Origin of the sequence: Nostoc sp., assembly GCF_036919495.1 — a bacterium.
Taxonomy (GTDB): domain Bacteria; phylum Cyanobacteriota; class Cyanobacteriia; order Cyanobacteriales; family Nostocaceae; genus Nostoc.
Genome location: NZ_JBALBZ010000134.1, coordinates 1 through 25,154, shown reverse-complemented (window position 1 = coordinate 25,154; position 25,154 = coordinate 1). Strand labels below are relative to the sequence as shown.

The 25,154-nt window shown below is 41.0% G+C and carries 21 protein-coding genes and 1 pseudogene; 9 read left to right on the top strand and 13 right to left on the bottom strand.

Annotated elements, in window-relative coordinates:
- Window positions 1-176: 176 nt before the first annotated feature.
- The 3 genes from V7K25_RS18515 (at window position 177) to V7K25_RS18505 (ending at window position 5,029) form a co-directional block, all read left to right on the top strand.
- Window positions 177-3,299, top strand: coding sequence for an MFS transporter (locus V7K25_RS18515; protein ID WP_335159981.1), 3,123 nt, complete (start codon window positions 177-179; stop codon window positions 3,297-3,299).
- 432 nt (window positions 3,300-3,731) lie between these two features.
- Window positions 3,732-3,974, top strand: coding sequence for a hypothetical protein (locus tag V7K25_RS18510; protein ID WP_335159980.1), 243 nt, complete (start codon window positions 3,732-3,734; stop codon window positions 3,972-3,974).
- A 116-nt stretch (window positions 3,975-4,090) separates the two neighbouring features.
- On the top strand, window positions 4,091-5,029 hold the full coding sequence (locus V7K25_RS18505; protein ID WP_335159979.1) for an extracellular catalytic domain type 1 short-chain-length polyhydroxyalkanoate depolymerase: 939 nt from the start codon (window positions 4,091-4,093) through the stop codon (window positions 5,027-5,029).
- Window positions 5,030-5,042: 13 nt separating this feature from the next.
- On the opposite strand, the gene V7K25_RS18500 is transcribed toward V7K25_RS18505, so the two are convergent.
- The 4 genes from V7K25_RS18500 to V7K25_RS18485 all read right to left on the bottom strand — a co-directional run bounded on the left by V7K25_RS18500 (window position 5,043) and on the right by V7K25_RS18485 (window position 8,093).
- A complete protein-coding gene (locus tag V7K25_RS18500) occupies window positions 5,043-5,897 on the bottom strand; it encodes a dienelactone hydrolase family protein (RefSeq protein ID WP_335160062.1) in 855 nt (284 codons plus the stop codon).
- A gap of 429 nt (window positions 5,898-6,326) precedes the next feature.
- The gene (locus V7K25_RS18495; protein WP_335159978.1) at window positions 6,327-6,842 is read right to left on the bottom strand and encodes a DUF29 family protein; all 516 of its coding nucleotides are present in this window, start codon (window positions 6,840-6,842) and stop codon (window positions 6,327-6,329) included.
- Window positions 6,843-6,846: 4 nt separating this feature from the next.
- Window positions 6,847-7,365: a DUF29 family protein gene (locus V7K25_RS18490; protein ID WP_335159977.1), complete on the bottom strand. Its 519-nt coding sequence runs from the start codon at window positions 7,363-7,365 to the stop codon at window positions 6,847-6,849.
- A 104-nt stretch (window positions 7,366-7,469) separates the two neighbouring features.
- Complete coding sequence (locus tag V7K25_RS18485) at window positions 7,470-8,093, bottom strand: class I SAM-dependent methyltransferase (RefSeq protein ID WP_335159976.1); 624 nt, start codon at window positions 8,091-8,093, stop codon at window positions 7,470-7,472.
- A gap of 94 nt (window positions 8,094-8,187) precedes the next feature.
- On the opposite strand from V7K25_RS18485, the gene hemH reads away from it, so the two are divergent.
- Window positions 8,188-9,354: a ferrochelatase gene (gene hemH / locus V7K25_RS18480; RefSeq protein WP_335159975.1), complete on the top strand. Its 1,167-nt coding sequence runs from the start codon at window positions 8,188-8,190 to the stop codon at window positions 9,352-9,354.
- 133 nt (window positions 9,355-9,487) lie between these two features.
- On the opposite strand, the gene V7K25_RS18475 is transcribed toward hemH, so the two are convergent.
- From V7K25_RS18475 to V7K25_RS18460, 4 genes are all read right to left on the bottom strand, one after another.
- Window positions 9,488-10,027 (bottom strand): DUF4126 domain-containing protein, encoded by a 540-nt coding sequence (locus V7K25_RS18475; protein ID WP_335159974.1) that lies wholly within the window; start codon window positions 10,025-10,027, stop codon window positions 9,488-9,490.
- Between the two features lie 318 nt (window positions 10,028-10,345).
- The gene (purB, locus tag V7K25_RS18470; RefSeq protein WP_335159973.1) at window positions 10,346-11,641 is read right to left on the bottom strand and encodes an adenylosuccinate lyase; all 1,296 of its coding nucleotides are present in this window, start codon (window positions 11,639-11,641) and stop codon (window positions 10,346-10,348) included.
- A gap of 40 nt (window positions 11,642-11,681) precedes the next feature.
- Window positions 11,682-12,233 carry a DUF421 domain-containing protein gene (locus V7K25_RS18465; protein ID WP_335159972.1) on the bottom strand — a complete coding sequence of 184 codons (552 nt, stop codon included), beginning with the start codon at window positions 12,231-12,233 and terminating at the stop codon, window positions 11,682-11,684.
- A 148-nt stretch (window positions 12,234-12,381) separates the two neighbouring features.
- The gene (locus V7K25_RS18460) at window positions 12,382-13,398 is read right to left on the bottom strand and encodes a YihY/virulence factor BrkB family protein (RefSeq protein ID WP_335159971.1); all 1,017 of its coding nucleotides are present in this window, start codon (window positions 13,396-13,398) and stop codon (window positions 12,382-12,384) included.
- 211 nt (window positions 13,399-13,609) lie between these two features.
- On the opposite strand from V7K25_RS18460, the gene V7K25_RS18455 reads away from it, so the two are divergent.
- Window positions 13,610-14,251 (top strand): type I restriction endonuclease, encoded by a 642-nt coding sequence (locus V7K25_RS18455; protein WP_335159970.1) that lies wholly within the window; start codon window positions 13,610-13,612, stop codon window positions 14,249-14,251.
- 152 nt (window positions 14,252-14,403) lie between these two features.
- Here V7K25_RS18455 and V7K25_RS18450 read toward each other — a convergent pair.
- Window positions 14,404-15,018, bottom strand: a pseudogene (locus tag V7K25_RS18450) (ATP-binding protein); the annotation flags it as partial.
- Between the two features lie 426 nt (window positions 15,019-15,444).
- Between V7K25_RS18450 and V7K25_RS18445 the strand changes: the two are divergent.
- The gene (locus tag V7K25_RS18445) at window positions 15,445-15,873 is read left to right on the top strand and encodes a hypothetical protein (RefSeq protein ID WP_335159969.1); all 429 of its coding nucleotides are present in this window, start codon (window positions 15,445-15,447) and stop codon (window positions 15,871-15,873) included.
- A 203-nt stretch (window positions 15,874-16,076) separates the two neighbouring features.
- Here V7K25_RS18445 and V7K25_RS18440 read toward each other — a convergent pair whose 3' ends face one another.
- Window positions 16,077-17,756, bottom strand: a complete 1,680-nt coding sequence (locus tag V7K25_RS18440; protein ID WP_335159968.1) for a DUF262 domain-containing protein — start codon at window positions 17,754-17,756, stop codon at window positions 16,077-16,079.
- A gap of 390 nt (window positions 17,757-18,146) precedes the next feature.
- Between V7K25_RS18440 and V7K25_RS18435 the strand changes: the two genes are divergently transcribed.
- The 3 genes from V7K25_RS18435 (at window position 18,147) to V7K25_RS18425 (ending at window position 20,938) form a co-directional block, all read left to right on the top strand.
- A complete protein-coding gene (locus V7K25_RS18435) occupies window positions 18,147-18,443 on the top strand; it encodes a hypothetical protein (protein WP_335159967.1) in 297 nt (98 codons plus the stop codon).
- Between the two features lie 197 nt (window positions 18,444-18,640).
- Complete coding sequence (locus V7K25_RS18430; protein WP_334723677.1) at window positions 18,641-18,955, top strand: hypothetical protein; 315 nt, start codon at window positions 18,641-18,643, stop codon at window positions 18,953-18,955.
- A 99-nt stretch (window positions 18,956-19,054) separates the two neighbouring features.
- Window positions 19,055-20,938, top strand: a complete 1,884-nt coding sequence (locus V7K25_RS18425) for a GmrSD restriction endonuclease domain-containing protein (RefSeq protein ID WP_335159966.1) — start codon at window positions 19,055-19,057, stop codon at window positions 20,936-20,938.
- A gap of 138 nt (window positions 20,939-21,076) precedes the next feature.
- Here V7K25_RS18425 and dnaB read toward each other — a convergent pair whose 3' ends face one another.
- The 3 genes from dnaB to V7K25_RS18410 all read right to left on the bottom strand — a co-directional run.
- Window positions 21,077-22,387, bottom strand: coding sequence for a replicative DNA helicase (gene dnaB / locus V7K25_RS18420; RefSeq protein ID WP_335159965.1), 1,311 nt, complete (start codon window positions 22,385-22,387; stop codon window positions 21,077-21,079).
- Entirely contained in the window at window positions 22,380-23,324 is a 945-nt protein-coding gene (locus V7K25_RS18415) for a DUF6262 family protein (RefSeq protein WP_335159964.1), read from the bottom strand. Before V7K25_RS18415 ends, dnaB begins: the two co-directional genes overlap by 8 nt.
- On the bottom strand, window positions 23,281-25,154 hold a 1,874-nt coding region (locus V7K25_RS18410), incomplete at its 5' end, for a tyrosine-type recombinase/integrase (RefSeq protein WP_335159963.1). The genes V7K25_RS18410 and V7K25_RS18415, both read right to left, overlap by 44 nt.

Genomic DNA, 25,154 nt, shown 5'->3' with positions numbered 1-25,154 from the left:
TATCTTTCGCTGGATACACTTTTCAATCTTTAGAGAGATGCTTTTAATAGCCAAATTCCAGGATTCTGAGCTAATGAGTTAGGTATTGCCATAGGTACAAACATACATAAATATAAGAGTTGCTTCTCAAGAAAATCTTAATTCCCCAAATTTAAACCTTAGAAGAAGGAAATACAATGTTCCAAAGTACGGAAATCATGTTGGGACTCTACAAACCACTATTGTGGGTAGCACAGACTCCATCATTAGATACCTCAAACGTCACGCCAGCACAGGCATCTGCTCTCATTTCCGGGCCGCACTTTTTTGTGGCTTTAATTTCCGGCGTGATCCTAGCCTTTGCTTTCCAATTAGTTCTAACTAATTTCTCCCTTGCATTCGGTATCTCCTACCTGGGGCACTCATCTGACTCTGATTCAGATAGTGGGGAAGCGGAAAGTTTGGGCGGTAACATTCGCAAAATTGGCACCGCAGTAGGGTTTTGGACATTATCCACTGTGAGCGTCGCCTTATTAATCGCTTGTTTTCTCGCGGTGAAATTGAGCCAGGAAATCTTTAGCCCAGGATTGGGAGCGATTCTCGGTTTGGTGATTTGGGGTGCTTACTTTTTACTCCTCGTCTGGGTAAGTTCCACTACCGTAGGTTCCTTAATTGGCTCAGTAGTGAATACGGCAACTTCCGGTTTTCAGGCGATTATGGGCACAGCCACCGCCGCACTGGGTGCTAAAGCTATCAATAACCAAGTTGTCGCAACAGCTGAAGCCGCCGCCGCCGCCGTCCGCCGGGAACTAGGAAGCGCCATCGACCCTGGAAGTATCCGCGAGAATATAGAAGATTACTTAGACAAGCTGCGTCCTCCAGAGCTAGATTTGTCAAAGATTCGGAGCGACTTTGAAAATTTACTCAACGATCCGCAATTAAAAGCGATCGCAGGGACTCCAGATATTCGCAACATCGACCGCCAAAAGTTTATCGAGTTAGTCAGCAGCCGCACCGACCTTTCCAAAAAAGATGTTAGCCGGATTGCTGATACGTTGTATAAAGTTTGGCAGCAAGTCGTGAGTCAGCAATCACCCACCGAAGACCGACTGGGTGAGTTGATGGATTATCTGAAATCACTTCCAGCAGGACAAAACAAAACAGATGAACTCAACGCCAAACTGGATCGGTTATTAGCAGAACAGGGTGGTTCCAAAGAAGCTGACCAAAAAGCAGCGTCTGGCCCAATGCAAAGTACAATCCAGCAAGCACTATCCGCCTTAACCGCCACTGTGCTAGGACGGGCAGATTTGCCTGATTTGGATGTAGAAAAAATCTTGCGTAGTCTCACCACCGCCAAAGATAAAGTCACTCAACAAGCAGATAAGCTAGGTTTGCCAACACCATCAGAACCTTATAGTCCAATTCGGACTGATGTCGAAAACTACCTACACAACACTTATGCTTGGCAACTAAGCCCAGAAAGAATCGCCCAGGAATTTCGTGATGTTCTCTATGACCCAGCAGCTGATCCTGGAATAGTCCGCAGGGAACTAGAACGACTATCCCGCAACGATTTCGTCAATATCCTACAACAACGCGGACTCCTTACCCAAGCTCAAATTCAGCGCATTGCAGATCAGTTAGAAGCTGTCCGCCGCGATGTGCTAGTGATAGTTACAGGTATTGAAGAAAGAGAGATAGTCCAAGACTTGCAACGGGCAGTGGAAAGTTATCTGCTAGTTACCCCGAAAGCAGAATTGACAGTACAAGGCATTGAGCAGAATTTCAAACCACTGGTGCAAGACGCAGATGCTGATTATGAAACTCTGACATTGCGACTAGCCCACCTCGATCGTCAGGAAATGCGGGCGATATTGCTGCAACGTAATGATGTCCAGCTATATGAAGTAGACAGCATTATCGAGGAGTTGGAAAAACAACGCGATCGCGTCTTGGTAGAATCCAAAGGGCTAGCAGAACAGGCGCAATATCAAGCAGAAACCCTGTGGCTGAATGTAGAATCATATCTGCGTAATACAGGGAAATCAGAACTGAATCCTAATGCCATCCGCGCGGAGTTCAAAAAGCTACTGGAAGATCCGCAAGCTGGAATTAGCTCAATTCGGGCGCGGTTGTCTCGTTTTGACCGCGATACCTTGGTGCAATTGTTGAGTCAACGGCAAGATTTGAGTGAGGATCAAGTTAATCAAATCATCAATACTGCTGAGGAGTCGTGGCATAACATTCGCCACACACCCCAAGCTGTAGTGGATAAAGCCAAAGAGCAATACGACTCTGTTACTACCACGATCGCAGATTATCTGCGGAATACTGGTAAACAAGAATTGAACCCAGAAGGTATCCAGCGAGATTTGACCAGATTGTTTGAAAATCCCCAAGAGGGAGCCGTAGCACTGCGCCGTCGGTTGTCGCAGGTAGACCGGGATACACTGGTGAAGTTACTCAGTCAACGTAAAGACTTGAGTGAAGAACAAGTCAATGAAATCATTGATTCCACGCAAAGTTCGATTCGCAACTTTGTGCGTGCGCCTCGTCGTTTAGCTACCCGCACACAGCAAAGAGCGGAAACATTCAAAACTTATGTGGAAGAGTATCTGCGCCAAACTGGTAAGGAAGAACTGAATCCAGAAGGTATCAAGCGCGACTTGCAATTATTGTTGCACGATCCGCGAGTTGGGGTAGAAAGTTTTAGCGATCGCCTTTCCCATTTTGACCGTTCTACGATCATCGCCCTGCTGAAAATTCGGGAAGATATTTCCGATGAAGAAGCGGCGCGGATTGCCGATAACATTGTATCCGTAAGGGATCAATTTGTAGAACAAGTGCGGAATATCCAACGAGGCATTCAAGATGCGATTGACGGGGTTTTTGCCCGGATTCGTAACTATCTCAACTCCTTGGATCGCCCGGAACTTAACTATGATAGTATCAAGCGCGATGTCCGCACATTTTTTGACGATCCGCAAGCGGGGTTTGATGCCTTGCGCGATCGTCTCTCCTCTTTTGACCGTGATACCCTGGTGGCAATCATGAGTTCTCGTGAGGACATCTCTGAGGAAGATGCCAACCGGATCATTGACCAAATTGAACGGGCCCGCAACACAGTATTGCAACGTGCAGAACGCATACAGCATGAAGCCCAACGCCGCCTAGAACAGGTGAAGCATCAAGCACAGCGTCAAGCGGAAGAAACCCGCAAAGCCGCCGCAACAGCAGCTTGGTGGCTGTTTGCCACAGCATCCGTATCTGCGGTTTTCTCTGCATTAGGAGGAGTAATCGCTGTAGTTACGCAGTAGTTTAACAAGTTTTCTCCGCTAACTTTTAAGCCTCCGTTATGGGAGGCTTTTTTTATTTGGGATGTCATTAGTAATTACGAATTGTTTAATTGTCCTAATGTACATCGGAGCAAGCTCCTCGCAACCGTATTGGGATTGGGGGTGGAGTTCAGTACCTACTTAACACAGAACCGCTAAATTTTATAAAACCTTCCGTGGCAACAATGGCAAAATTTTTTAGCTAAAATTCAAAATGTGAATAAAGTCATGCTGAAATTATGACTTTATTCCACTGTGTATTATTTTTTAGTATTTTAAACTGAGAGCAATACAGCAAATCAATTAATTTGTCTAACAAAGGAAACTTACTATAAATCTAATAAGTAAGAATATTTGTTCATAAATTCTTGATAAATGCTGTATAAAACTCAAGTAAATTGATGGAAATTTAACATGAAACGTATTTTATTAGGTACATTACTTGCTCTACCATTGGCAATTTCCTCCTTGCCATCGCAGGCATCGGCAGCAGAAATTATTGTCAGACCCAATGTTCATAGAGCCGCTATTGTGCATAGACCTATTGTTGCCCTATTTCACCGAAAACTGATTCCTGCACATTGGGAAACAGTACGACGCGGTAACCGATGGGTTAAGGTTAGAGTTCCTGCTCATTATGTAAATGTAAGAGGTTAATATCTAAATAGAGGCTAACAACTGTAGTAGAGTTGTTAGCCTCTAGTCGGTAGTTTGTTGCTAAAGAAGACTTACAAAGTAAATAAAAGTATCTGACATAAGTCAATATAATTAACATGAATATATCTCAAAATTTTCCGAATTTAAAAAACCTTCTAATAGTTATACTTGGAATTAGTTTATTGACAGCCGGCGATTCCATTCAGGCTGAAGAAAAAAGTATAACTAAAGAAAAAATCTTGAGTGGTGATAATTATGGAGAACTACATGACCAAGGAAAGTTACGTACTTACTATTTGTACACTCCAAAATCTTATAATCCAGACCGCCCGATGCCGTTAGTTTTAGTGTTTCATGGAGATGATGGTAATGGTCGATCTATCAGTAATGTGACTCGCTTCAATGAATTAGCAGATAAAAAAGGATTTATTGTTGTTTATCCAGATGGAATTGACCAAAGATGGAGCCTTAGAGGTAACGTTCAAGGAAGGGTGGATGATGTTGCGTTTGTCAATGCTTTAATTAATCATCTTCAGCAGCAAATCAATATTGATAGCCATAAAGTTTATGCCAGCGGTTTTTCTAGAGGTGCCATACTTACCCAAGCACTGGCTTGTAAGTTACCTGATAAAATTTCTGGTTTTGCATCAGTAGCTGGTTCACTCCCAGTTAGACTCAAATCTAATTGCCAGCCTCGAACTTCTATTTCGATGTTAACGATCAACGGTACAAACGATCGCGATGTCCTTTATGAAGGTAATGATCACACTCAACGAGGAGCGCTGCTTTCTATCTCAGATATGGTAGATTTTTGGCGATCGCACGATCAATGTACTTCATCAAAAAAATCTCCTGACTTTTCTGAAGATAAAGTGAAAACCGCTATCTATACTGGTTGTAGTGGCAACTCAGAAGTCTGGCAGCTAGCGGTAGTAAACGGTGGACATTTCTGGCCTGGTGGTTCCTCAACTGACAAAAGCGTAAACAAATTCAATGCAAAGCTGGGGCTGAATGCCAGTGAAACAATTTGGAACTTTTTTCAAAGTCACAGTTAGGAAACCGATACCGTTAAACACCATTTTTCTTAAACCACGCCAAAAGACGTTTCCAACCGTCCTTAGCATCTTTCTCGCGGTAGGAGGGACGATAATCGGCAAAAAAAGCGTGGGGTGCATCGGGGTAGACGATAATTTCAGATTTGCTGCTGCTTTCCTTTAAGTGATTCTCGTTCCGAGACGCAAGGCGAACACGCATCTGCTCTATTGTATCAAGAGGAATACTGGTATCTTTCCCACCATAGAGTCCGAGAACGGGGACTGTCAGTTTTGATGCAATATCAATAGGATACTTGGGCTGAAGTTCGTTAGCATCGCCCACAAGTCGCCCATACCAAGCCACACCAGCTTTCACCTTGGGATTGTGTGCGGCATATAACCAGGTAATGCGGCCACCCCAGCAGAAGCCTGTAATTCCCAATTTACCGACATTACCTTTAGCTGATTTCACAGCCCAGTTTACCGTCGCATCAAGATCGGATAACACTTGGGCATCTGGCACTTTGGCGACAATTGGGCGAATTTCGTCTATGCTGCTTAGTTTCGAGACATCGCCTTGACGGATAAATAATTCGGGTGCGATCGCTAAATACCCCAACTTGGCAAAGCGACGAGTGATATCCTGAATATGCTCGTGTACTCCAAAGATTTCTTGAATTACCAGAACAATTGGGAAATTTTCACCAGTGGCTGGTGCTGCTCTATATGCAGGAATTTCGCCATCTTTGACGGGAATTTTCACCGCACCAGCTACCAACCCCTTGGCATCGGTGGTGATGACTTCGGCAGAAATGGGTTGTACTGCGAGGGCAAAACCCGTCGCCACGGTGGCTGTTGCAATAAATTTGCGGCGTGTTATTTCTTGCATCATTTCTACTTTACAATTGGCGAAAACTTTATTGTTGCTTATCCGTACAGTACTACAACGTAAATACTACGGTTTATAAATCAGTTTACCGTGATATTAAGAGCCTTTGCTACCTTTTCATCTAAATACAAAGAGCGATCGCTATATAAAAAGTAACCCTTTATAGTATTTGAAACGCTACAATCGTACAATTTTAGATTTGAGATTGACCACTTCAAAAATAGGGCAGCGGCAACCCTTAATGAAATCTAATAAAGATGTTCCATCATTCCTCAAAAAGTAACATCCTGGGGCATTTCCTCTACTACCTTGAAGATTTGATATTTTACAGTATTATCTGCTGTAATTTGTATTCTCTTCAAAAGTTGACGGTAATAATCTGAATTTAACACTTGACATCACTGCTAAACAAAGAGTCGATACTTATTTCTACCGATTTATCCAATCTTCACCACCAGCTAACTGAGTGAGATAATCATCCATAATCGCTGGTAATTCCTTTGCCGAATGAGTATATGTTAAAGCCAGTAAACTAATAGCTGTAGTCAAAATTTGGCTTTTATCTAACATTGCAGATAACTGAGAGCGAGTAAATTTGCCATTCATTACTTCATCGCTAGCATCTGCGATCGCATCTTCAATTACTTCCTCTTCTATGAAATTCTCCCACTCATCTAAATTAATATAGTAAGATTTTTTATTATCTTTGATATTTAGCTTTTTAATTTCTCTGATTGAATTCCGAATAGAATTTGCCCAGGAACCAGTTAATCGTTGTTCTACTTCGTTCTTAATCAAATGAATCAGTAGAATGTTTAAATAAGCTTGGATATTCCGCAGAATAGCTTGTTTACTCATGCCTTCTAATTCATCTACAATTGCCAAGGCATCTGCATAACGTCCTTCCAAAATACTCTTTTTAAGGTCTATTAATTCTTGTGTCATTCTTTTACCGCCTACCTGCTTTCCAATCTTCTCCACCGACTAGCTGAGTTAAATTTTCAGCCACAATTGCGGGTAACTCCTTAGCTGAATAAGAATAAGTTAGCGCTAACAACTTCAAAGCACTCTGAATTATCTGGTTTCTATCCACCATTTCAGTAAGTTTAAATTCATTGTACATTCCATTCAAAACTTCCACACTGGCATCACCTACTGCTATTTCTATTTCATCTTCAATACAATTATCCCATTCGTTTAAATTGATATAATAGGATTTTTTATTATCTTTGAGATTGAGTTTCTTAATTTCCATAAGTGAATTACGAATAGAAGCAACCCAATAATTGGTTAATCGCTGCTCTAGTTGGTTCTTAATCAAATGAATCAGCAGAATCCTTAAATAAGCTTGGATATTCCGCAGAATAGCTTGTTTGCTCATGCCCTCTAATTCATCAATAATTACCAAGGCATCTGCGTAACGTCCTTCCTGGATGCAACTTCTGAGGTCTATTAATTCCTGTGTCATTTGTTATTAACCTCAAAATTTCATCATGCTAATTTTAATATAACAATCACCTATACTTTATTAATAGCAGAGTATCTTACCTGCCATTAATAAAGCAGTATTGTTTACTTATGAGCCTGTATCACTTGCAGACTACCACCTGCATATAAAGTTGGCTGACTCACATTAAACCCAGCCTCGGTTAACAATCCAGGTAAATCAGTTTTCAACAATTGCCAAGCTGTTTCCGTTTCAAATAACAACAAAAACACTGATACCCCAGGCCAAAATATCGGATTCGTAGGAGCATGAAAATCCACCAGTGTAAACACTCCTCCTGGCTTCAACACCCGATAAACTTCACTAATAATTTTTCGTAATTGCTCAGGTTGCATCTCGTGTAATGCAACGCTGGTATGTACCACATCAAATAGATTATCCGCAAATGGCATCTTCTGGGCAAAAGCTTCGAGATAGACTGCTAATGGTACATTTTGCCGCGCTCGTTGCAAAGACTTAGGTGAAGCGTCTAATCCTGTTACATTTTGTGATAACTTTACCAAAAATTGCGTTGTTTGGCCACTGCCGCAACATAAATCTAAGACCTGAGTATCTGAGTGAATTGTTAAGCCTTGCAAAGCAAGTTGCCGAAAACGGGCTTCACCACCTACACTTAAGGCTGCTAAACGAGAGATCCCATCATACAGCCACTGATAACGGTAACTCCAATCTCTTAAAATTGTTGCCATTGCATATTTCCTTGCTATTAAGCTTTATTATTTAATAAAGATATATTGTTAACATTAGTAAAAAACCTGAAAAGATTGGGGGAAAGTAACTGCTATGGGTCGTGTAGGCGTCTTATTACTCAATCTCGGTGGCCCCGATAAGCTAGAGGATGTCGGGCCGTTTTTGTACAACCTATTTTCCGATCCGGAAATTATTCGCCTACCATTTCGCTGGTTGCAAAAGCCCCTAGCCTGGTTTATTGCCTCGCGGCGAACCAGAACATCTCAAGAAAATTATAAGCAAATCGGTGGTGGTTCTCCACTGCGGCGGATCACAGAAGCGCAAGGGGAAGCTTTAAAAGAACAGTTGAGTCATTTAGGACAAGAAGCCAAGATTTACGTGGGGATGCGTTATTGGAATCCCTATACAGAAGAGGCGATCGCACAGATCACCCAAGATAATATAGAACACCTGGTAATATTACCACTATATCCCCAGTTTTCTATTAGTACGAGTGGTTCTAGCTTCCGGCTTTTAGAAAAACTTTGGCAAGAAGATCCAAAGCTTCAACCCATTGATTACACCGTCATTCCTTCCTGGTACAAAGAACCAGGCTACCTGCAAGCAATGGCGGAACTCATAGCCCAAGAACTCGAACAGTTTCCTAACCCGGATGAGGTTCATATATTCTTCAGCGCTCACGGCGTTCCTAAAAGCTACGTTGAAGAGGCTGGCGACCCTTACCAGCAAGAAATTGAGGAATGTACTGCCCTGATTATGCAGACCCTCAATCGGCCCAATGCCCACACCTTAGCTTACCAAAGTCGCGTTGGCCCAGTAGAATGGCTCCAACCTTATACTGAGGATGCCCTCAAAGAACTAGGCGCACAAGGCGTGAAAGATTTGGTTGTTGTGCCAATCAGTTTTGTCTCAGAGCATATTGAGACACTGCAAGAAATTGATATTGAATATCGGGAAGTAGCAGAAGAAGCAGGAATTCACAACTTCCGTCGTGTTCCTGCTCCCAATACACATCCAGTATTTATTAATGCACTTGCAGACTTAGTGATTGATGCGCTTAAAAACCCCAGTTTCAAGCTTTCGCAAGCTGCCCAAATGAAAAAAAGGGTGAAAATGTACCCCCAAGAGCGTTGGGAATGGGGTCTGACTACTAGCGCTGAAGTCTGGAATGGTCGGATTGCCATGCTGGGCTTCATCGCCTTAATCATCGAGTTGATTACCGGTCATGGCTTCTTACACATGATTGGACTTTTGCAGTAAATGAAAAGAATTAGGAGTTAGGAGTAGAAACGCGATTAATCGCGTCTGTACAAAAGTTAGGAGTTTTAAATTTTTGTCCCTAGTTTTTCACTCTTAACTTCTATCTTCAATCCTCACCTCTCACTTTTAACTCCTAACTTTTCTGCCAATACCAGTCATACCATTGTTTAGCACTACGAACTGCAAACCAGAGCAGTATTAAAGCAATTAATCCCCCTTGCCAAGGAGCATCAAAGGCAAAAAGTACTAGAGCAATACACAAGGTATCTTGAAGAAAGACTGCCCACAAGGGTAAACCACGTAACCGATAGAACCAACCAACTTGAACTAGCTGGAGTACTAAAGCTAACGAACCCCCAATACAGGCAATCAGCCAGCTTGGCGTTGCTGTTGCACTAGCTACTGCTAACCCCATAATTGCCCCCACGATGGGAGACATGAATAATTGAACTACTTGTAGCAGTCTTTGCCCCCATAGCTTTTTTGAGGCTAATAATTCAACTAAAGACCAACAGCTGAGGCAAGCTAACAATATTGGTGGAGAAATGTGAGATAAAATCGGAACTTGTGACCACAGGCTACTACCCTGCAACAATCCAATGATTAGCAAAGGTATACCTATTCTCATTCCTGCTGCCGCAGAGGCTGAAAGTGTGGCTAGGATTTCAATCATTTAGGCACTCGAAGCACTAATAAATAAGTAAACAAGTAAGTCGGCACAATAAAAGCAAATTGTGTGAAGAAAAGTAAATCAGGTTAAAACCCCCTTTCCCCCTGCCTTATCGCAACGATAATTATTTACACGACCTACTTATCTGTTATTTATACTACCCAGTGCTGACAAAAATTCCAGCACCAAACTAACAGTCTTCAGCAATGCAATACTAAAAATTTTTGGTATTTTTATATATCTTCTTTAAAAAAGTTTGTGTATTTTTTGAATAACAAGTTAGTAGTGAGCGCTTAAGCGCTCACTACAAGCAAATTAATCCTAAATTCCCAGTCGTTGGTAAACTTCTTCTAAATGGCTCAGATGCTGCTGGGGGTCAAAACAGACTTCTAGTTCTGCTGGGGACAACTTTTCGGTAACACGAGGATCTTTGCTAATCAAGTCCTGGAAATTACCTTCTGGCTTGTTCCAAGCGGCGTGAGCGCTTTCTTGAACGGTGGCATAAGCATCCTCTCGGCTGCTTCCCTTGTCTATCAAAGCAAGCAGGACTTTTTGGCTGAACACAACGCCGCCGTAGCAGTTGAGATTTCGTTCCATGTTTTCAGGATAGACCAACAGGTTTTTCACCAAGTCGGTTATTTCTGATAACATAAAGTGCGTCAAAGTGCAAGCATCTGGCAAAATTACCCGTTCTACAGAACTATGGGAAATATCCCTTTCATGCCAGAGAGCAACGTTTTCTAAAGCTGCACCGGCATGGCTTCTGACGAGTCGCGCCATTCCCGTCAGCCGTTCCGAACGGATGGGATTGCGCTTGTGTGGCATTGCCGAGGAGCCTTTTTGACCTTTAGAAAAGAATTCTTCAACTTCCAGAACGTCTGTTTTTTGCAGATTGCGAATTTCTACAGCAAAACGTTCGATGGATGCTGCTACCAAAGCTAATTGTTGCACATAGTCGGCGTGGCGATCGCGGGAAATAACTTGAGTTGAGGCCGTATCGGGTTTGAGTCCGAGTTTTTGGCAAGCGATCGCTTCTACACGCGGTTCAACATTCGCATAAGTTCCTACCGCACCGGATATCTTACCCACAGCGATCGTTTCGTGGAGAATTTTCAGGCGTTCTTGGTGTCGCAACACTTCTGCTAACCAGCCAGCTAGCTTGAAACCAAAAGTAATCGGTTCAGCATGAATACCATGCGATCGGCCAGCCATCACTGTATGACGATGTTCCCGTGCTTTTTCGCGAATTACCTGAATTAAATCTTCCAGACGTTGCAATAATATATCCAGGCTGGCAACTAATTGCAGTGCTAAAGCTGTATCCAAAACATCCGAACTAGTTAAACCCAGGTGAATGTAACGTCCTGCATCACCTACATATTCGTTGACATTTGTCAAGAAAGCAATAACATCGTGGCGGACTACAGCCTCAATTTCCAACACTCGCTTTGGATCAAAATCTGCTTTGGCTTTAATTTCCTCAACTGCCTCAGATGGAATGTAACCTAGTTCAGCTTGAGCCTCGCAAACAGCAATTTCGACTTGCAGCCAAGTTTTTAGCTTATAGGCTTCACTCCACAGATTAGCCATTTCGGGTAAAGTATAACGCTCAATCACAGTTCGGCACAGAATACAACCGTCATATTTTACAGTCTAATTAATGTAGATCGCTTTTTAGTACTGCTTTTTGCTCAGGGACGGTACTAGTTTTGGAGTCGAAGGTGATGATACTAATCCTGCCATCAGCCTCCATATATGCAAACTTCACATCTGCTAAAAATTCCACACCTTGCTCGCGTAACTTGCTCATCAACTCATCCTCTGTAATTAACTCTCGTTGTAAATGACGCTCAATCATCCGACCATTTTTTACTAGTAGCAGTGGTGGCTGATTCAGAAAACGTTGGAACTGGGGTATTTTGTAGCCTAACCAGTTCAGTAAGTAGCTCCAAAAAATAACAGTTCCTACCAAGATAGCGCCTTCAGTAATTGATGTATAATTACTCGCCATAGCGTTTTGGGCAGCTTCAGCAAATAGCACAACTACAAGTAAATCAGTAATCCCTAGTGTTCCTAGTTGTCGGCTAGGAAGAAAACGTAGTATTGAGAACAGCGCTAAATAAACCAGCGAACCACGGATAATCAACTCAAAGACGCTGATGCTAGGAACAAAGATTGCCTGCCAATCGATAAAAAACCATTTTTCCATTAGCACTGATTTTCTTCCTTTCTGAATAAACTTCTGGAAAAAATCCAGTATAAGGTTAATTATCTGTGGTCTTATTTCATAAGACTAACTTTTATTAGAGGTTAAATACTTCAACATTTATCAGATTTACAAACCGAATAATCAGGAATTAAAATCGCTGATTTTTTCTTCTCTGTTTTAAGCGCTTAGGCTTATTGAAAGACTGAAACAAGCGATTAATAAAATTAGAAGGAGGCTTTTTCTTCGTGGACGATTGGCTTGTTGGAGCCTTGCTATTATTTTTCGTGTTATCAGATAAAGGTATGGCATGTTTACTTGGAGTAATGCCGCTACCGTACCTTTTGGCATAAACTTGGGTAAACTCCGCACCAAAGAAAAGAATCTGCGCGGCATAGTTAACCCAAGCTAAGATTACCACTAGTGAACCGGCTGCACCATAGGCTGAACCAAAACTACCATTACCTAAATATTGTCCTAACAAAAATCTCCCGATAGAAAACAAAAAGGAGGTGAGCATAGCTCCAATTAAAACATCACTCCAAGCAATTTCGACATCTGGTAGAACTTTAAAAATGAGTCCGAACAAGAACGTAGTGATGGCAAAAGAGAGGATGAAATTGATAATCTGCCAGAGGATATCAACACCTGGCAGCAAGTTACTAAAGTATGTTACTAATGCTGCTAATGCCGTACTAATTACTAGAGAAACTAAAAGTAAAAAGCCAATACCGATCACCATTGCAAAGGACAAAACCCGTAGGCGAATCATGTTAGTTACATTGCGTCCGGGTTTCGGTTTCACTTCCCAAATCGTGTTGAGAGAATCTTGTAACTCGGTAAATAAGCCAGTAGCACCTAATAACAAAACTACGATACTAATGATAGAAGCCATCGCTCCTGTTTGTGGTTTGTTAGCATTGCTAATAGCTGTTTGGATCAATTGTGCGCCATCTCTGCCGACTAAGCCTTGAATTTGTCCAACAATTTGCCCCCTTGCCGCTTCTTCTCCAAATACTGCCCCTGCGATCGCAATTACAATAATTAGCAATGGTGCAATAGAAAAGATTGTGTAATAAGCTAGCGCCGCCGCTAACCGTGAGGCTTTATCCTCACTCCATTCTTTGAATGTCTCTTGTAATAACTTCCAAATCACCTGCAAATTCATCCAATCAGTCTCCTTTAGGGATGTAGCTTACTTCCTGATATATTGGATACTGATTTCATAAGTAAAGGCATCCCCCCAAGGGAGTTTGTGCAGCGTCCTGGGGGAGGAATTTAGAATTTTATAGTGATATGACAATGCGATAGCGCCAATTGGCGATAAAAAAGATGCATTGATGTTGATAATGTAGGAAAGCAACTGTTACCTAAAAGCAATGACACGAACAGCAGCAATTACAGAAGCGATTACCACTCTTGAGGATGCAGAAAATCGATTCGGTTTTGTCCGTGTTGAAGACGAGAAATTTTTCCCAGAGTGGTATGACGGATTGTCTGAAATTACAGAAGCAGAAAAAGCCTCTGTGGATGTCGTGCGGCGTAGGTATCTTTATCACCGTGCCGGAGGTGATTTACTAGAAGGGACAGTTATATTGTTGTTAGTTTCACCAATACTTGCACTCTCAGTATTTTACGATCCTCCTTTCAGAATTAAGGCTGAATCATCTGTGGAATTAGTGCTGGATGATGGCGAGGAAATACTGCGCGGGCGGATTGACGTTTTAGTGTTACAAGAGCAGTTGTGGGTGATGGTGTTGGAGTCGAAAAAAACTACGCTATCAGTTTGGGCGGCTCTACCACAAGCCCTAGCTTATATGATGGCTAACCCTAACCCCAGTAAACCTGTATTTGGGATGGTGACGAATGGAGACGATATTTTATTTGTTAAAGTGACGCAAACTAATACACCACAGTACGATTTGTCAAGGGTCTTTGCTCCGTTTGCATCCGCGAGAGAACTGTACGCCGTTTTGCAAATTCTCAAGCGTATTGGTCAGTTAATCTCTCCTGCGTCTTAGAGGCTGGGCGAATAGAATTCGCGGCTACACAAACAAAGTCCACCTCCGTGGACTAAGAAAAAATTGAGAGATTGTCAATCCACGTTCGCCCTTGGTGTTCCCACAAGGTAGGTGCGTAAAGCTTCGTGTAAACGAAGTTTCTAACCGCCCTTTCACTGCATTCTATCGATTGTGCGATACTGAATTGCTTCCGCTACATGATTGGTTTTTAACTCATCTTCTGCTGCTAAATCTGCAATAGTTCGTGCTACTTTGAGAATGCGATCGCTTGCTCTTGCCGATAAACCTAATTTTCTAATTGCTGCTTCTAATAAATTCCGGCTAGCATCATCTAGCTTGCACCATTTCTGGAGATGACGACTCTGCATGTGGGCATTGCAACGCAGATTTGCTTCTCCTTGGAAGCGGGTAATGGCGCGATCGCTTGCTTGTTGAACTCGTTGTAGCACCGTTATTGATGCTTCTCCGGTAGGTTGTTGGGTAATTTCTTCTGGTTTCAAGCGATTCACTGCAACTTGTAAATCAATCCTATCCATCAACGGCCCAGAAAGTTTTGCCCAATATTGCTCGCGTTGACGGGGAGAACAAGTACATTGTTGGATGGTATCGCCATAGTAACCGCAAGGACAGGGATTGGTACTCGCTACCAAAGTAAACTGCGCGGGAAACATTACTGATAGTTTGGTGCGGGAAATCGTCACATAACCATCTTCTAAGGGTTGGCGCAAAAATTCTAATACATCTCGTTTAAATTCTGTCAACTCGTCAGGCAGTTTTCTATAGTTATTTCTTATAACCCTTGCAAAATAAGCTTTATAGCTGTAATGCATTCATATAAACAATAACCTATCTTTTTTCTATATATTTTTCTTACATTCAAATAAACTATTCAATTTTGAACAACCTGCACCCTCTGATTTGATTTATACCAGGTTAAGTGTAATGATAAAAATGCAACCCCAACTTCATTTAGTACCCTGAAGATATAAATAACTTAAGAATCTGAGTGGAAGATTCAAAAAGTCACGATTGACAAAAACCTGCGATCGCTAAAATCTGAATTTAGTGATTGATCGCATTGAAGAACCTTATCTCTACTTTCATCTAGCTACCAATATTAATTAGTGAGAAACAGTCTAAAATCGAATAGCAAAATTTTATACTATATCAGTCTGGTAGACCATAATTTTAAAATGGGGAAATTACTCACTTTAATTCTTCAAGCTCAATTTGAGCTTCTCGCGCTGACTATTTTACTAACTAATAACGAAGGCGAAGAGTATGATCAACAAATCATTGCTTCACAAGCAGTGAGTGAAGCTGCAAAACGTGGGCTTGCACTGCATAAAAAGTTTGGTGGAGGCAGGAATCTAGCTTTGGCTGAAGCACTGGCAAAGCAAAAAGCTTTAACTATGGAAGATATCAATATAATGGTAGATTTTTTTGAGAAATTTAAGCTAGATAAAAACGATCCAGGATGGTACAACCCTGAAAACCCATCTGTAAAATGGATTTGTTGGTCGCTTATGGGAGATGAGTCTGGCAAACAATGGGCAATAAAAATGAAAATTATGATTGAAAAGGGTTTGAAGGATAAATCAATAAAAATCAAAGCTGAGTAGTATTTATACAAATAAATTAATTAATAATAAAACTTTCAGTTTCTTCTCTGTAATTATACTAAAATCGTTGATTAGGAAAGAACGCGATAATTAATGAGTAATTTCTAATACCGCGCCCACAATTTGCGAGAATATCTCCTCTGTCACATCACTCACCCTATCCGAAGCATTGTTATACAGCATTTTTACTGGATGACGACAGTTTAATCAGGAACCATGTTTAAGGGACTTAGCCAGATATTATTGGCTATAAGCAAGAGACTCTTTGCTCGTTCCTCGATTTCTGGTGTCTGCCAATTCCCCTGCTGAAGAATCCATCGGTTTAGTTCGATATGAGTATTTTCAAGTTTAGCTTTCTTCTCTGAGAATGGGAGGTTGCTCAACTCCGAATTGTAGCTAGTTAGAGTCAAATTGCCGAATGTATTAACTAGAGTAGTATGAACTTTTTCTGCTTCTGAACCCAACTCATCTTTCCATTGCTGATTCAGCGTTTGAGGCAGTATATGCTCTATTGTTGCCGTTGAAAGATCCACAGTTTCTTTGTGATTAAAAGATTTTTCAACACGGCAAAGGATAAAACGAGTGGTTCCACGTCCGTATTGTGGTTGGTTCATAAAGGCTGTGGCAAATTCAGCATCTTTAGGAAAACGGCGATTGCCTCCAAATGATGATAAAGAACGGTGCAACCATAGGACATAATCTGTGTCGGGGAAGTTTTTAGCCAACTGAATAAACAGTTTGTTTAACGGATTATTCGGTACTCCACAAACAACGCGCCGAACCACGAAGGATTCGATCAATCTAAGACATTTTTCCAAGTCAACATTACTGAGATGTCCAGTTTGGCGAACATCAAACAGGCGGAGCAAGAGCGGGTAGGAGGTCGTTACTTTAAGTTCTTTGATGTTCTCTAAGCAGTCACGAATGCTCATTACTGTTTCTTGGTTTGGCAACAAAAATTTAGCATAAAAGTTTCCAAACCTTTGCATTGACTGAACTTCTGCTTCCACTTCATCAGTTAATTTCATACTTTTCAATTTCGCCCTGATAGCCGCATAAATGCCACCCTGCTTGATATCATCGCCATCTTTCATCGTGTAATGGCGAAGAAATTCAGTGAGGTTGGATTTAAGCGTACTCTCAAGCGGAACCCAATATTTTGAGTAAACCCGCTCCTGCTCTCCGCCCGTAGAAATCGAATGGCGGAAGCGCATTAGCAAATAATTTCTTACTAAATCAGCTTGTGTGAGTGGTTCGCCCTTGAAATTTAGGCTTTCAAAAATTAGATACGGATCATCAGCATCATCAAGGTTAATCATCACGACCTGAAGACATTGCTCCAGGGTGGTTAGTATCTTAACGCGATCTACAGGATCTTCGTTGAGGTCAGTGCCTTTGAGCAATTTGTTCTTGAAGAAATGATAGGCTGTTGCCATCTGAATATCTTTACTGTTTTCTGGAATCTGACGATCAAGAACGATGGATCGATAGACATCTCGATCTACCTGAGTTGGCACAAACTTCAAGGTGTCCTCCAACTCGCGAAAGCGATTGGTCAGATAAACTTCCTGTATGCGCGATGCTGAATTGGAATCAAGACAGTCACGTAAAGCGCAAAGGAGCAGTGACACGGTTGTGAGACGCTGCTGTCCATCAATGATGAGATACTTACTGACTCCAACAGGTACACTGCGAGCCGGGATAGAGACAATTGCGCCCATGAAGTGCGTACCAGTATCACCCATTTCATACTGCACCATCAGATCGTCCCAGAGTGCCTGCCAATTTTTATCAGTCCAGGTATAGGCACGCTGAAAGAGGGGAATTAGATTCTGCTTTTCACCGTTAAAATACTGAATCACTTTGGCGGGCGAGGCTTCCATTGAGTTTCCTTTATCTTTTTATTTATGAGGGTTACTTGCTGATCAGACAATTTCGTGCTTATTGCTAACAGGTTTAAGCATCTTTGTCACTTCAAACAACATCGTAACTTGCACCTAAACTAAACTGCTAACAGTAGAAACTCTTGATTTACAAAACAAAGCCACTGATGTGGAATAGATAGTGTGGAGATTCGTAACTCCGATAACCTTTGATAAAACGGCGTTGCATAAATGCGGGATGAATTTAGGTTTTTGACCAAGACTAAAGATAGATTCTTAGAGCCTTTGCGCCTTTGGACAAGACAAAAATCATCCCATTAATCGCAACGCCGATAAAACTTATACAATAGTCGTGAACTCCGACTTTTACAGCAAATACATCCAAAAAAAGTGATAGACAGTGTTACTGTTTCAACCCAATATATAATCGACGTACTCAGTAGACTACCTTTGGAGCCACTAGAATACTGTCAGCGATGGGTTGAAGTACCTTCAGATGAACGTGGTTATCGTAAAGCTTGTGTTACGGCTCTAGCCGAGGCCACAGGCTTAAGTCCGCGTACAATTAACGACTGGGGCCCGAGCTTTAAGAGGCGACCAGATCATGTTCTACACGTCCTCAGGATGGCGGATATGCTGAACCAGATCAGGAAAATCGTCTTACCCCCTGATTATCCGCAAAAATAATTTAATCGGATTTTCCGACTAAAGTACTGGTATTGTGGGCAGAGATTTCTTAATCTGTAGACTGTTGTATTAGACTGCCGCTTGAGTACAACAGCAGTTGCCTTCACTTTTAAATCAACAAATTAACAGTAGGCAATAGCCAACATCAAACTACTCAAGCCTTCATCTGGTACTTGCCCATCCATTACCAGCCCCAGATGTTTGTGAGACTTTCTCCTAATCCAGAAGAGCAGAGGATTGATGCTATCCGTCAGCTGCCTTTGGAGCCAATGGAATACTGTCGTAAGTGGGTAGATATTGACCCAGCCAGAGGTTATCGCAAAGCTTGTATCAATGCTCTGGCACAAGCCACAGGGTTAAGTCCTCACACCATCAAAGACTGGGGAACTAATTTCGACAGACGACCCCATTACATTCCTTTTCTGCTACGACAGGCTGATTTACTCAATCAATTTAAACAGCTTGTAATCAGTCAGAAAATAATTTTACCTCCCAACTTTCTTACTAACTAAATGTTAGTGATTTACGACTAAATCGTCATAAAAAATCTTGCTGTTACAGTACAAGGTGTTTTATTATATGCTACATCTATATTAATTGCGTGAAAGCAAGTGACATTTTATCAACCTAAAATTGCTCGTACTTCACTAAATAAATGTAATTTATCTACACTTACAGTATGTGAACAAAAAATTACTACTTCAGAGCAGCAAATGCACTCCATCAGCACATTTGACATCACTAAATACCCTTTACTCGATATTTTAAAAGATATAAAAACTGGACGCATTCAACTGCCAGATTTTCAACGAGATTGGGTTTGGGATGATGCGCGTGTGCGCCGTTTGCTTACCAGCATCTCTCTTGCTTACCCCATTGGTGCAGTCATGTTGCTTCAGCAAAGTAACGAGCAAGCGCAATTCAAACCTCGCCTCATTGATAGGGTTAGAGAGCCACAATATCGTAGCCCCAACTTATTAATTCTCGACGGACAGCAACGCCTAACCACTTCATTCATGGTTTTACTGTCTGAGCAACCTGTTATCATTAAAGACCAAAAAACCCAAAAGCTAATAAAAAAATGGTACTACCTCGATATTGCCAAATCCCTTGACCATAACATCGACCGCCGCAGTGCTATCATTGCTTTTCCAGAATCAAAGAAATTACGAACTTTTGGTGGGGAAATTATAGACTGTTCTACTCCAGAATATGAGTATGAACTAGGATTATTCCCCTTATCAAGGATTTTCTTGTTTTCTGAATGGAGAAGTAAATATTCCAAATATTGGCAATACGATGCTCAAAAGCTAGAACTCATCGACACCCTAGAAATAGAGGTGCTTAAAAAATTTGAGCATTATCAAATACCAGTAATCCAACTACGCGACTCCTTACCTAAGGAAGCAGTCTGTCAAGTATTTGAAGATACCAACACATCTGGCTGTGACCTCAATTATTTCGACTTGATGAGTTCTAGCTACTGTGCCAACAACTTCAGTCTCAGAGATGATTGGAAACTACGAGAAGCAGATTTTCAACAATTTAAAGTATTACGTTTAGTCCGTAACACAGACTTTGTGCAAGCTGTAACTTTAGTAGCTGGTTATGCACGGAGACTGGAAGCTTTAAGTCAATGTATCAATTTAGATAAATTACCTGGTATCTCCTGTGGTCGTGCAGATGTTTTAAAACTTTCCATTACAGAATACTCTACCTGGGCTAATAAACTTACCGCAGGATTCGAGGAAACAGCTAGATTTTTGCATGGGCAGAAAATTTTTGACGCAATGGATTTAGCTTATCCCATTCAACTTGTGGCCTTGGCTGCTCTGTTTACTGTTTTAGGGGAGCGTTCCCATTCTGTTAAATGTCGTTCTATGCTAGAACGTTGGTTCTGGTGTGGGATGTTTGGTGAAATGTACACAGGTTGGCATGAAACCCGTACAGGAAAGGATTTATGGGAAATACCACTGTGGCTGCAACAAGGGGGTTCACTCCCATCCACTATCCGAGAAGCTAATTTCTTCCCAGAGCGATTGCTGACTGTACGAAAACGTTACGGCGCAGTTTACCAAGGCTTATCGGCACTGCTACGCCTTTCTGGAGCGATTGACTTGATTACAGGGGAGGAAATTAATGATGTGCTTTATTTTGATGAGCAGATTGACTCCCACCATATCTTCCCCGTAGCCTGGTGCAGAAAACAAGGTATCGACCCGAAAAAGTATAACTGCTTGGTCAACCGCACCCCTTTGAGTGCCAAAACCAACAAAAAAATTGGTGGCAAAGCACCTTCAGTCTATCTCCAAGAGCTTGAGATGTGCGGTGTATCACCGCAGAGATTAGATGAAATATTGCGATCGCACATCATTGAGCCAGATACACTACGCCGAGATGACTTTGAGGGATTTTTCGAAGCACGCACAACAGCATTGTTGGAGTTGATTAGTAATGCAATGGGCAAACCTTTAGGAATAAAAACGTTTGATTAAAAAATTCTATGGTAATACTCAAAATGAAAATTAAAGCAGACTAAACCAAAAGATTTTCTTCAAGTGTTATGTAAGAGCTAGCTACAAAGCTAGCAAGCGTAGTAACATAGGCAATTAAAATGAATTATTGATTTACAATTAAACTGTGATATTACAAAACTTTCCAATAGTAGCATCACAAATGACTTTACAAACCCCAGTAGCACCATTTCGATTCTTTGCTACGTTAATCTCCATCACATCTTTATTTAATGTATTGGAATTATAATATTCATCTCGATAAAGAAGCAGTCCTATATCCATATCCTGTTCTATATCGCCTGAATCCTTAATATCTGCCATTGTAGGACGTTTATCTGTCTGATTTTCGACAACTCTGTTAATTTGTGCTAATGCTAAAAAAGGGCAGTTAAATTCTTTAGCAAGGTCTTTAAATGCACCAGAGAGTTTCCCAATTGTTTGCGCTCGATTTGAGGCTGCTCTATCTCCTAATTTTTGGATGTAGTCCATGACTATCAATCCTAAACTTCCCCTTTCATACTTGATTCGACGCAATGCAGAGCGCATTTTAGTAATATTTTGTATACTGGCTGGTGTATCATCAATAATGATAGGTAAGCTATTCAATACCTTCAGAGCTTTACTAAGTTCAGTTACCTCACTTTTATAAATCTTGTTATGAATCAGGCGATGAGAATCAATTTTTGAGTGCATTGCTAAAAATCGCTTCGTTAGCTGTTCTTTATTTGTTTCAGCACTGAAAAATACTACAGGAAGATTGTAGGTGAGAGCAACGTGATTTGCAAAATGACAGCCGAGCCAAGTTTTTCCCATTGAAGCTCTGGCTGCAATCACGATTAAATCTTCATTCAGCAATCCACCCATTAATTTGTCTAAGTCTATTAATCCTGTGGATAAAGCAGGGGTTACTCTCTGCCCAAATTGCTTTACAATCAAGGCAAGAGAATTACTGATTGGTTCTGGGCTGAATTTATCAACTTTATTTTCCGTAATTCTGAAAATATTCTCTAATGCTAAATCAATAACTTTCTCTAAATCAACAGTAGTGTCAAAACCTATCTCAACAATTTTAGTACCAGCTTCAACGATTTGGCGGCGTTTATACTTTTCCAAAATTAATTCAGCATAGCTTTCTATGTTATCTGCTGATACTTTTTTATCTGCTAAATGGGCTAGTTTATCTTGCCCACCAATCTTCTTTAACAGCTTATGCTCGGATAGCCAATTAGTAACAGTTACTAAGTCTGTTACCTTATCTTGACGGTAAAGTTCTAAGGCTGCCTTGTAAATTTGTTGATAAGCAAATACATAGAAAGCATCAGCAGGAAGGATATCAACAATTCTGTTAATAGCACTAGAGTCTAGTAAAATACTGCTTAGTATGCTTTCTTCGGCATCTGTATTTTGGGGAGGAGACTTTTCAGCCATTGGACTGGCCAAAAATACTACTTAACATTTCCAAATCTTCTGGTGAAGCAAATTCTTGCTTTATTGCTGAGTGCGTATTATTTAAATTATCTGTTGTATAGCGATTAGATATGGGCTTATATTTTTTATTTGGTACAGATTCTCTCTCAATTGCTTTGCATAGCCATCCGCTTGGATTTTGAATTTTGGTATCTTGTTCTATAGCTTCTTTTAAAGCTGCAATGGCATTGATAACAACAGATTCTGGCTTTGATTTCATCTTTTCCTTTAAAGTTGGATTTAAGGAAATATTTAATAAAGATAATTGTTCTTGAATTTGTTCTATAAAATTGGGTTGATCAATTAGTAATTCACCTGTGTTATGGTTGGAGCTTTCGCTTGATGTTTTATTAATTGGCACAACATTACCTACCTGAGCAGGTAGATTTTGTACAGGTAAATTAACTACCTTTCCTTGGGCATTAGACGAAGAACCTTGCAGTTCTTTAATCACAGTTCGTAAACGCTGTACCTCATCCTCTAAGTCTACAACCTGTGCAGCCTGCGCTAGAAGCTCTTTGTTCATTCGTCGCTGCTCATCTAGTATTGTTTGCAAGCGCTTATTTGATGCTTTCAGTTTTTCTAGTTCATTTTCTAATACATCAATGTTGCGTGCAGTGCGTGGTTTCTGGGTGGACTCCTTCTGTTGTTTCTGTGCTGTTTCAATTTCATTACGCAGGTGTTTATTAACAAATCCAACACTGAAACCAGTTCGCCTCGCTACCTCATTCTGGCTAATAGTGACACCCTGATCTTGCATTTCCTGAATGACAGCTTTAGCAGAAATAACTCTTTCCTCACGTTCACGGGCAGAACGTTCTCGCACCTGTTGACCATGACGGCTACGTTCTGCCTCATCCCAGTTCCGGTGAATTTGTCGCTTCTTTTCCTCGCTCATCTGCTCCCTCTAGTGCATCAATAATACTCTCTAGAGCGTTTACAATTTGTTGATAACTTTCATAAATTTCTGAAGAGCCATGATTAAAGGCAATCTCCTCTTTTATTTTTAATTGCTCAAGTTGAGATTTGTAATGGGAAAGTTTATCGGCAGAAGCAACATGGAAACCGCAGGTGTAGCACTTTCCAAAGCGGGGGCAGAATTCACGGAAGGAGCAGTAGCCATAAAGGGGTTCCCCATTGAGCATAGTTAGCCCATCTAACTCATGTAATTCTGGATTCTGGCGTAGGCTTTGAGGATTCAGGCTTTCAGGATTGCTATCGTAGGGATAAAATTTCTGCTCAAGATTTGCCATTACACTAGCTACATCCAACAGTTGACCAGGCTTATAGCGCGCATAGTGCCGCCTTGTAGTGCTTTCACGGCGGTGTTTAAGCCACCTACGGACAAAATTTAGGCTATAGCCAGTGTTTATAAGATGTGTTGCTTGTGATGGTCGTAGAATAGCTCCAGTGAAGTTTACCAGTTTTCCGTTGCTGTCTAGGATATTACATTTTTCGATGAGAGATTTAATGGCTTTAACCATAGGGTTACTAGAAGCTGTAGGTATTGGCGGTCGCTTTATAGCTTTCATGTGTGGATAGTTTGGATAACCAGTTATCCCTAATTCCTGATAATGGCAGAAAAGGTAAGGATAGTCATCACCAAAAAGTTCATTAATGTAAGTTTTCTGCTTTTTAATAAGGTGAACAATCTCAGTTGGAACGGGTAGCCTATGTTCGTCTAATCGTTTTTGACGCTCAAACTCCACCCACCAAATAGTCCCGTCCTGGCCGAGCTTGCAACAGTCTTTAAGAAGATAGCACAGTTCGCTCGGACGTGTACCAAGATGAAAACCTAGCATGAACATTAGCTGTAGTGGTTCTGGTAAAATATGAAGATTCTCTATAATTGCCTCGATAACAGAGTCTTCTAATGGATCAGGTTCTTCATTGAAAAGCTTTGGAAAGTCAAAAGAACTAATTAGTGTAGATGGAGTGATAAAATTCTGCGTTTCATTTCCCCAGTTAAAAAAATTGGACAGTTGGGAAAGAGTCTTGATGAATGTACTATCTGCTAAATTGCAAAGTTCTTGATTGTAATAAGTTGCTAGCAAATTTCGGTCTATTTCCTCCATACAAGTTACGTCCTGCCGTTCAAGAAACCACCCAAAATGCTTAAAAATATCCATGTGCGTATACAACGATGTTCCTTTTATGCCATAGTTAATACGCCAAATTAAATAAGTTTTAAGCAAATTTACGAACCATTTTGAACCACAGTTAGTAAAGTTTAGAAATAAGTTCTTTAATTTGTACTCCTCAATACCTGGATAGAGTTCTCGTAAATCCCACTTGTCTTTCTCAAACTCCCAAGGCTCAGGAGGGATTGTTTTTCCAAGCATTCGCCTTGTATGATTATTCCAGTCTTTTCCTTCTCCATTAAACTCTTGACCACAACCTAAGCAAATCATTGTTTTTTTCTGCTTATGGCTTCTATTGTCATAATGCTTTGTCTTTGACACTACCTCGTTTTGCTTACAATTCGGACAAGAAATATTGTCTATAATCAGCAAGCCTGAGTCATCCCAATAGCTATGTATAACTTTACCTTCACGGTAAATGTTTTTTTTCTCTCTACGGCCCAAAGTAAAGCTCTTGCGACATTTCTTACATAAGCATATCTGGACAATACCATATTTACGTTCTCTAGGGCTTCCATGTTTAATAGTTTCAGAACTCTCGCAGTATGGACAATTTACACCCGCAGGTTGAGCTTGAGTTTTCTTAC

What these genes read in the sequence shown, in the direction of transcription:
- V7K25_RS18515 (WP_335159981.1), top strand. Translation starts at nt 177, where the DNA reads ATGTTCCAAAGTACGGAAATCATGTTGGGACTCTACAAACCACTATTG.
- V7K25_RS18510 (WP_335159980.1), top strand. Translation starts at nt 3,732, where the DNA reads ATGAAACGTATTTTATTAGGTACATTACTTGCTCTACCATTGGCAATT.
- V7K25_RS18505 (WP_335159979.1), top strand. Translation starts at nt 4,091, where the DNA reads ATGAATATATCTCAAAATTTTCCGAATTTAAAAAACCTTCTAATAGTT.
- V7K25_RS18500 (WP_335160062.1), bottom strand. Translation starts at nt 5,897, where the DNA reads ATGCAAGAAATAACACGCCGCAAATTTATTGCAACAGCCACCGTGGCG.
- V7K25_RS18495 (WP_335159978.1), bottom strand. Translation starts at nt 6,842, where the DNA reads ATGACACAAGAATTAATAGACCTTAAAAAGAGTATTTTGGAAGGACGT.
- V7K25_RS18490 (WP_335159977.1), bottom strand. Translation starts at nt 7,365, where the DNA reads ATGACACAGGAATTAATAGACCTCAGAAGTTGCATCCAGGAAGGACGT.
- V7K25_RS18485 (WP_335159976.1), bottom strand. Translation starts at nt 8,093, where the DNA reads ATGGCAACAATTTTAAGAGATTGGAGTTACCGTTATCAGTGGCTGTAT.
- hemH (WP_335159975.1), top strand. Translation starts at nt 8,188, where the DNA reads ATGGGTCGTGTAGGCGTCTTATTACTCAATCTCGGTGGCCCCGATAAG.
- V7K25_RS18475 (WP_335159974.1), bottom strand. Translation starts at nt 10,027, where the DNA reads ATGATTGAAATCCTAGCCACACTTTCAGCCTCTGCGGCAGCAGGAATG.
- V7K25_RS18465 (WP_335159972.1), bottom strand. Translation starts at nt 12,233, where the DNA reads ATGGAAAAATGGTTTTTTATCGATTGGCAGGCAATCTTTGTTCCTAGC.
- V7K25_RS18460 (WP_335159971.1), bottom strand. Translation starts at nt 13,398, where the DNA reads ATGAATTTGCAGGTGATTTGGAAGTTATTACAAGAGACATTCAAAGAA.
- V7K25_RS18455 (WP_335159970.1), top strand. Translation starts at nt 13,610, where the DNA reads ATGACACGAACAGCAGCAATTACAGAAGCGATTACCACTCTTGAGGAT.
- V7K25_RS18445 (WP_335159969.1), top strand. Translation starts at nt 15,445, where the DNA reads ATGGGGAAATTACTCACTTTAATTCTTCAAGCTCAATTTGAGCTTCTC.
- V7K25_RS18440 (WP_335159968.1), bottom strand. Translation starts at nt 17,756, where the DNA reads ATGGAAGCCTCGCCCGCCAAAGTGATTCAGTATTTTAACGGTGAAAAG.
- V7K25_RS18430 (WP_334723677.1), top strand. Translation starts at nt 18,641, where the DNA reads ATGTTTGTGAGACTTTCTCCTAATCCAGAAGAGCAGAGGATTGATGCT.
- dnaB (WP_335159965.1), bottom strand. Translation starts at nt 22,387, where the DNA reads ATGGCTGAAAAGTCTCCTCCCCAAAATACAGATGCCGAAGAAAGCATA.
- V7K25_RS18415 (WP_335159964.1), bottom strand. Translation starts at nt 23,324, where the DNA reads ATGAGCGAGGAAAAGAAGCGACAAATTCACCGGAACTGGGATGAGGCA.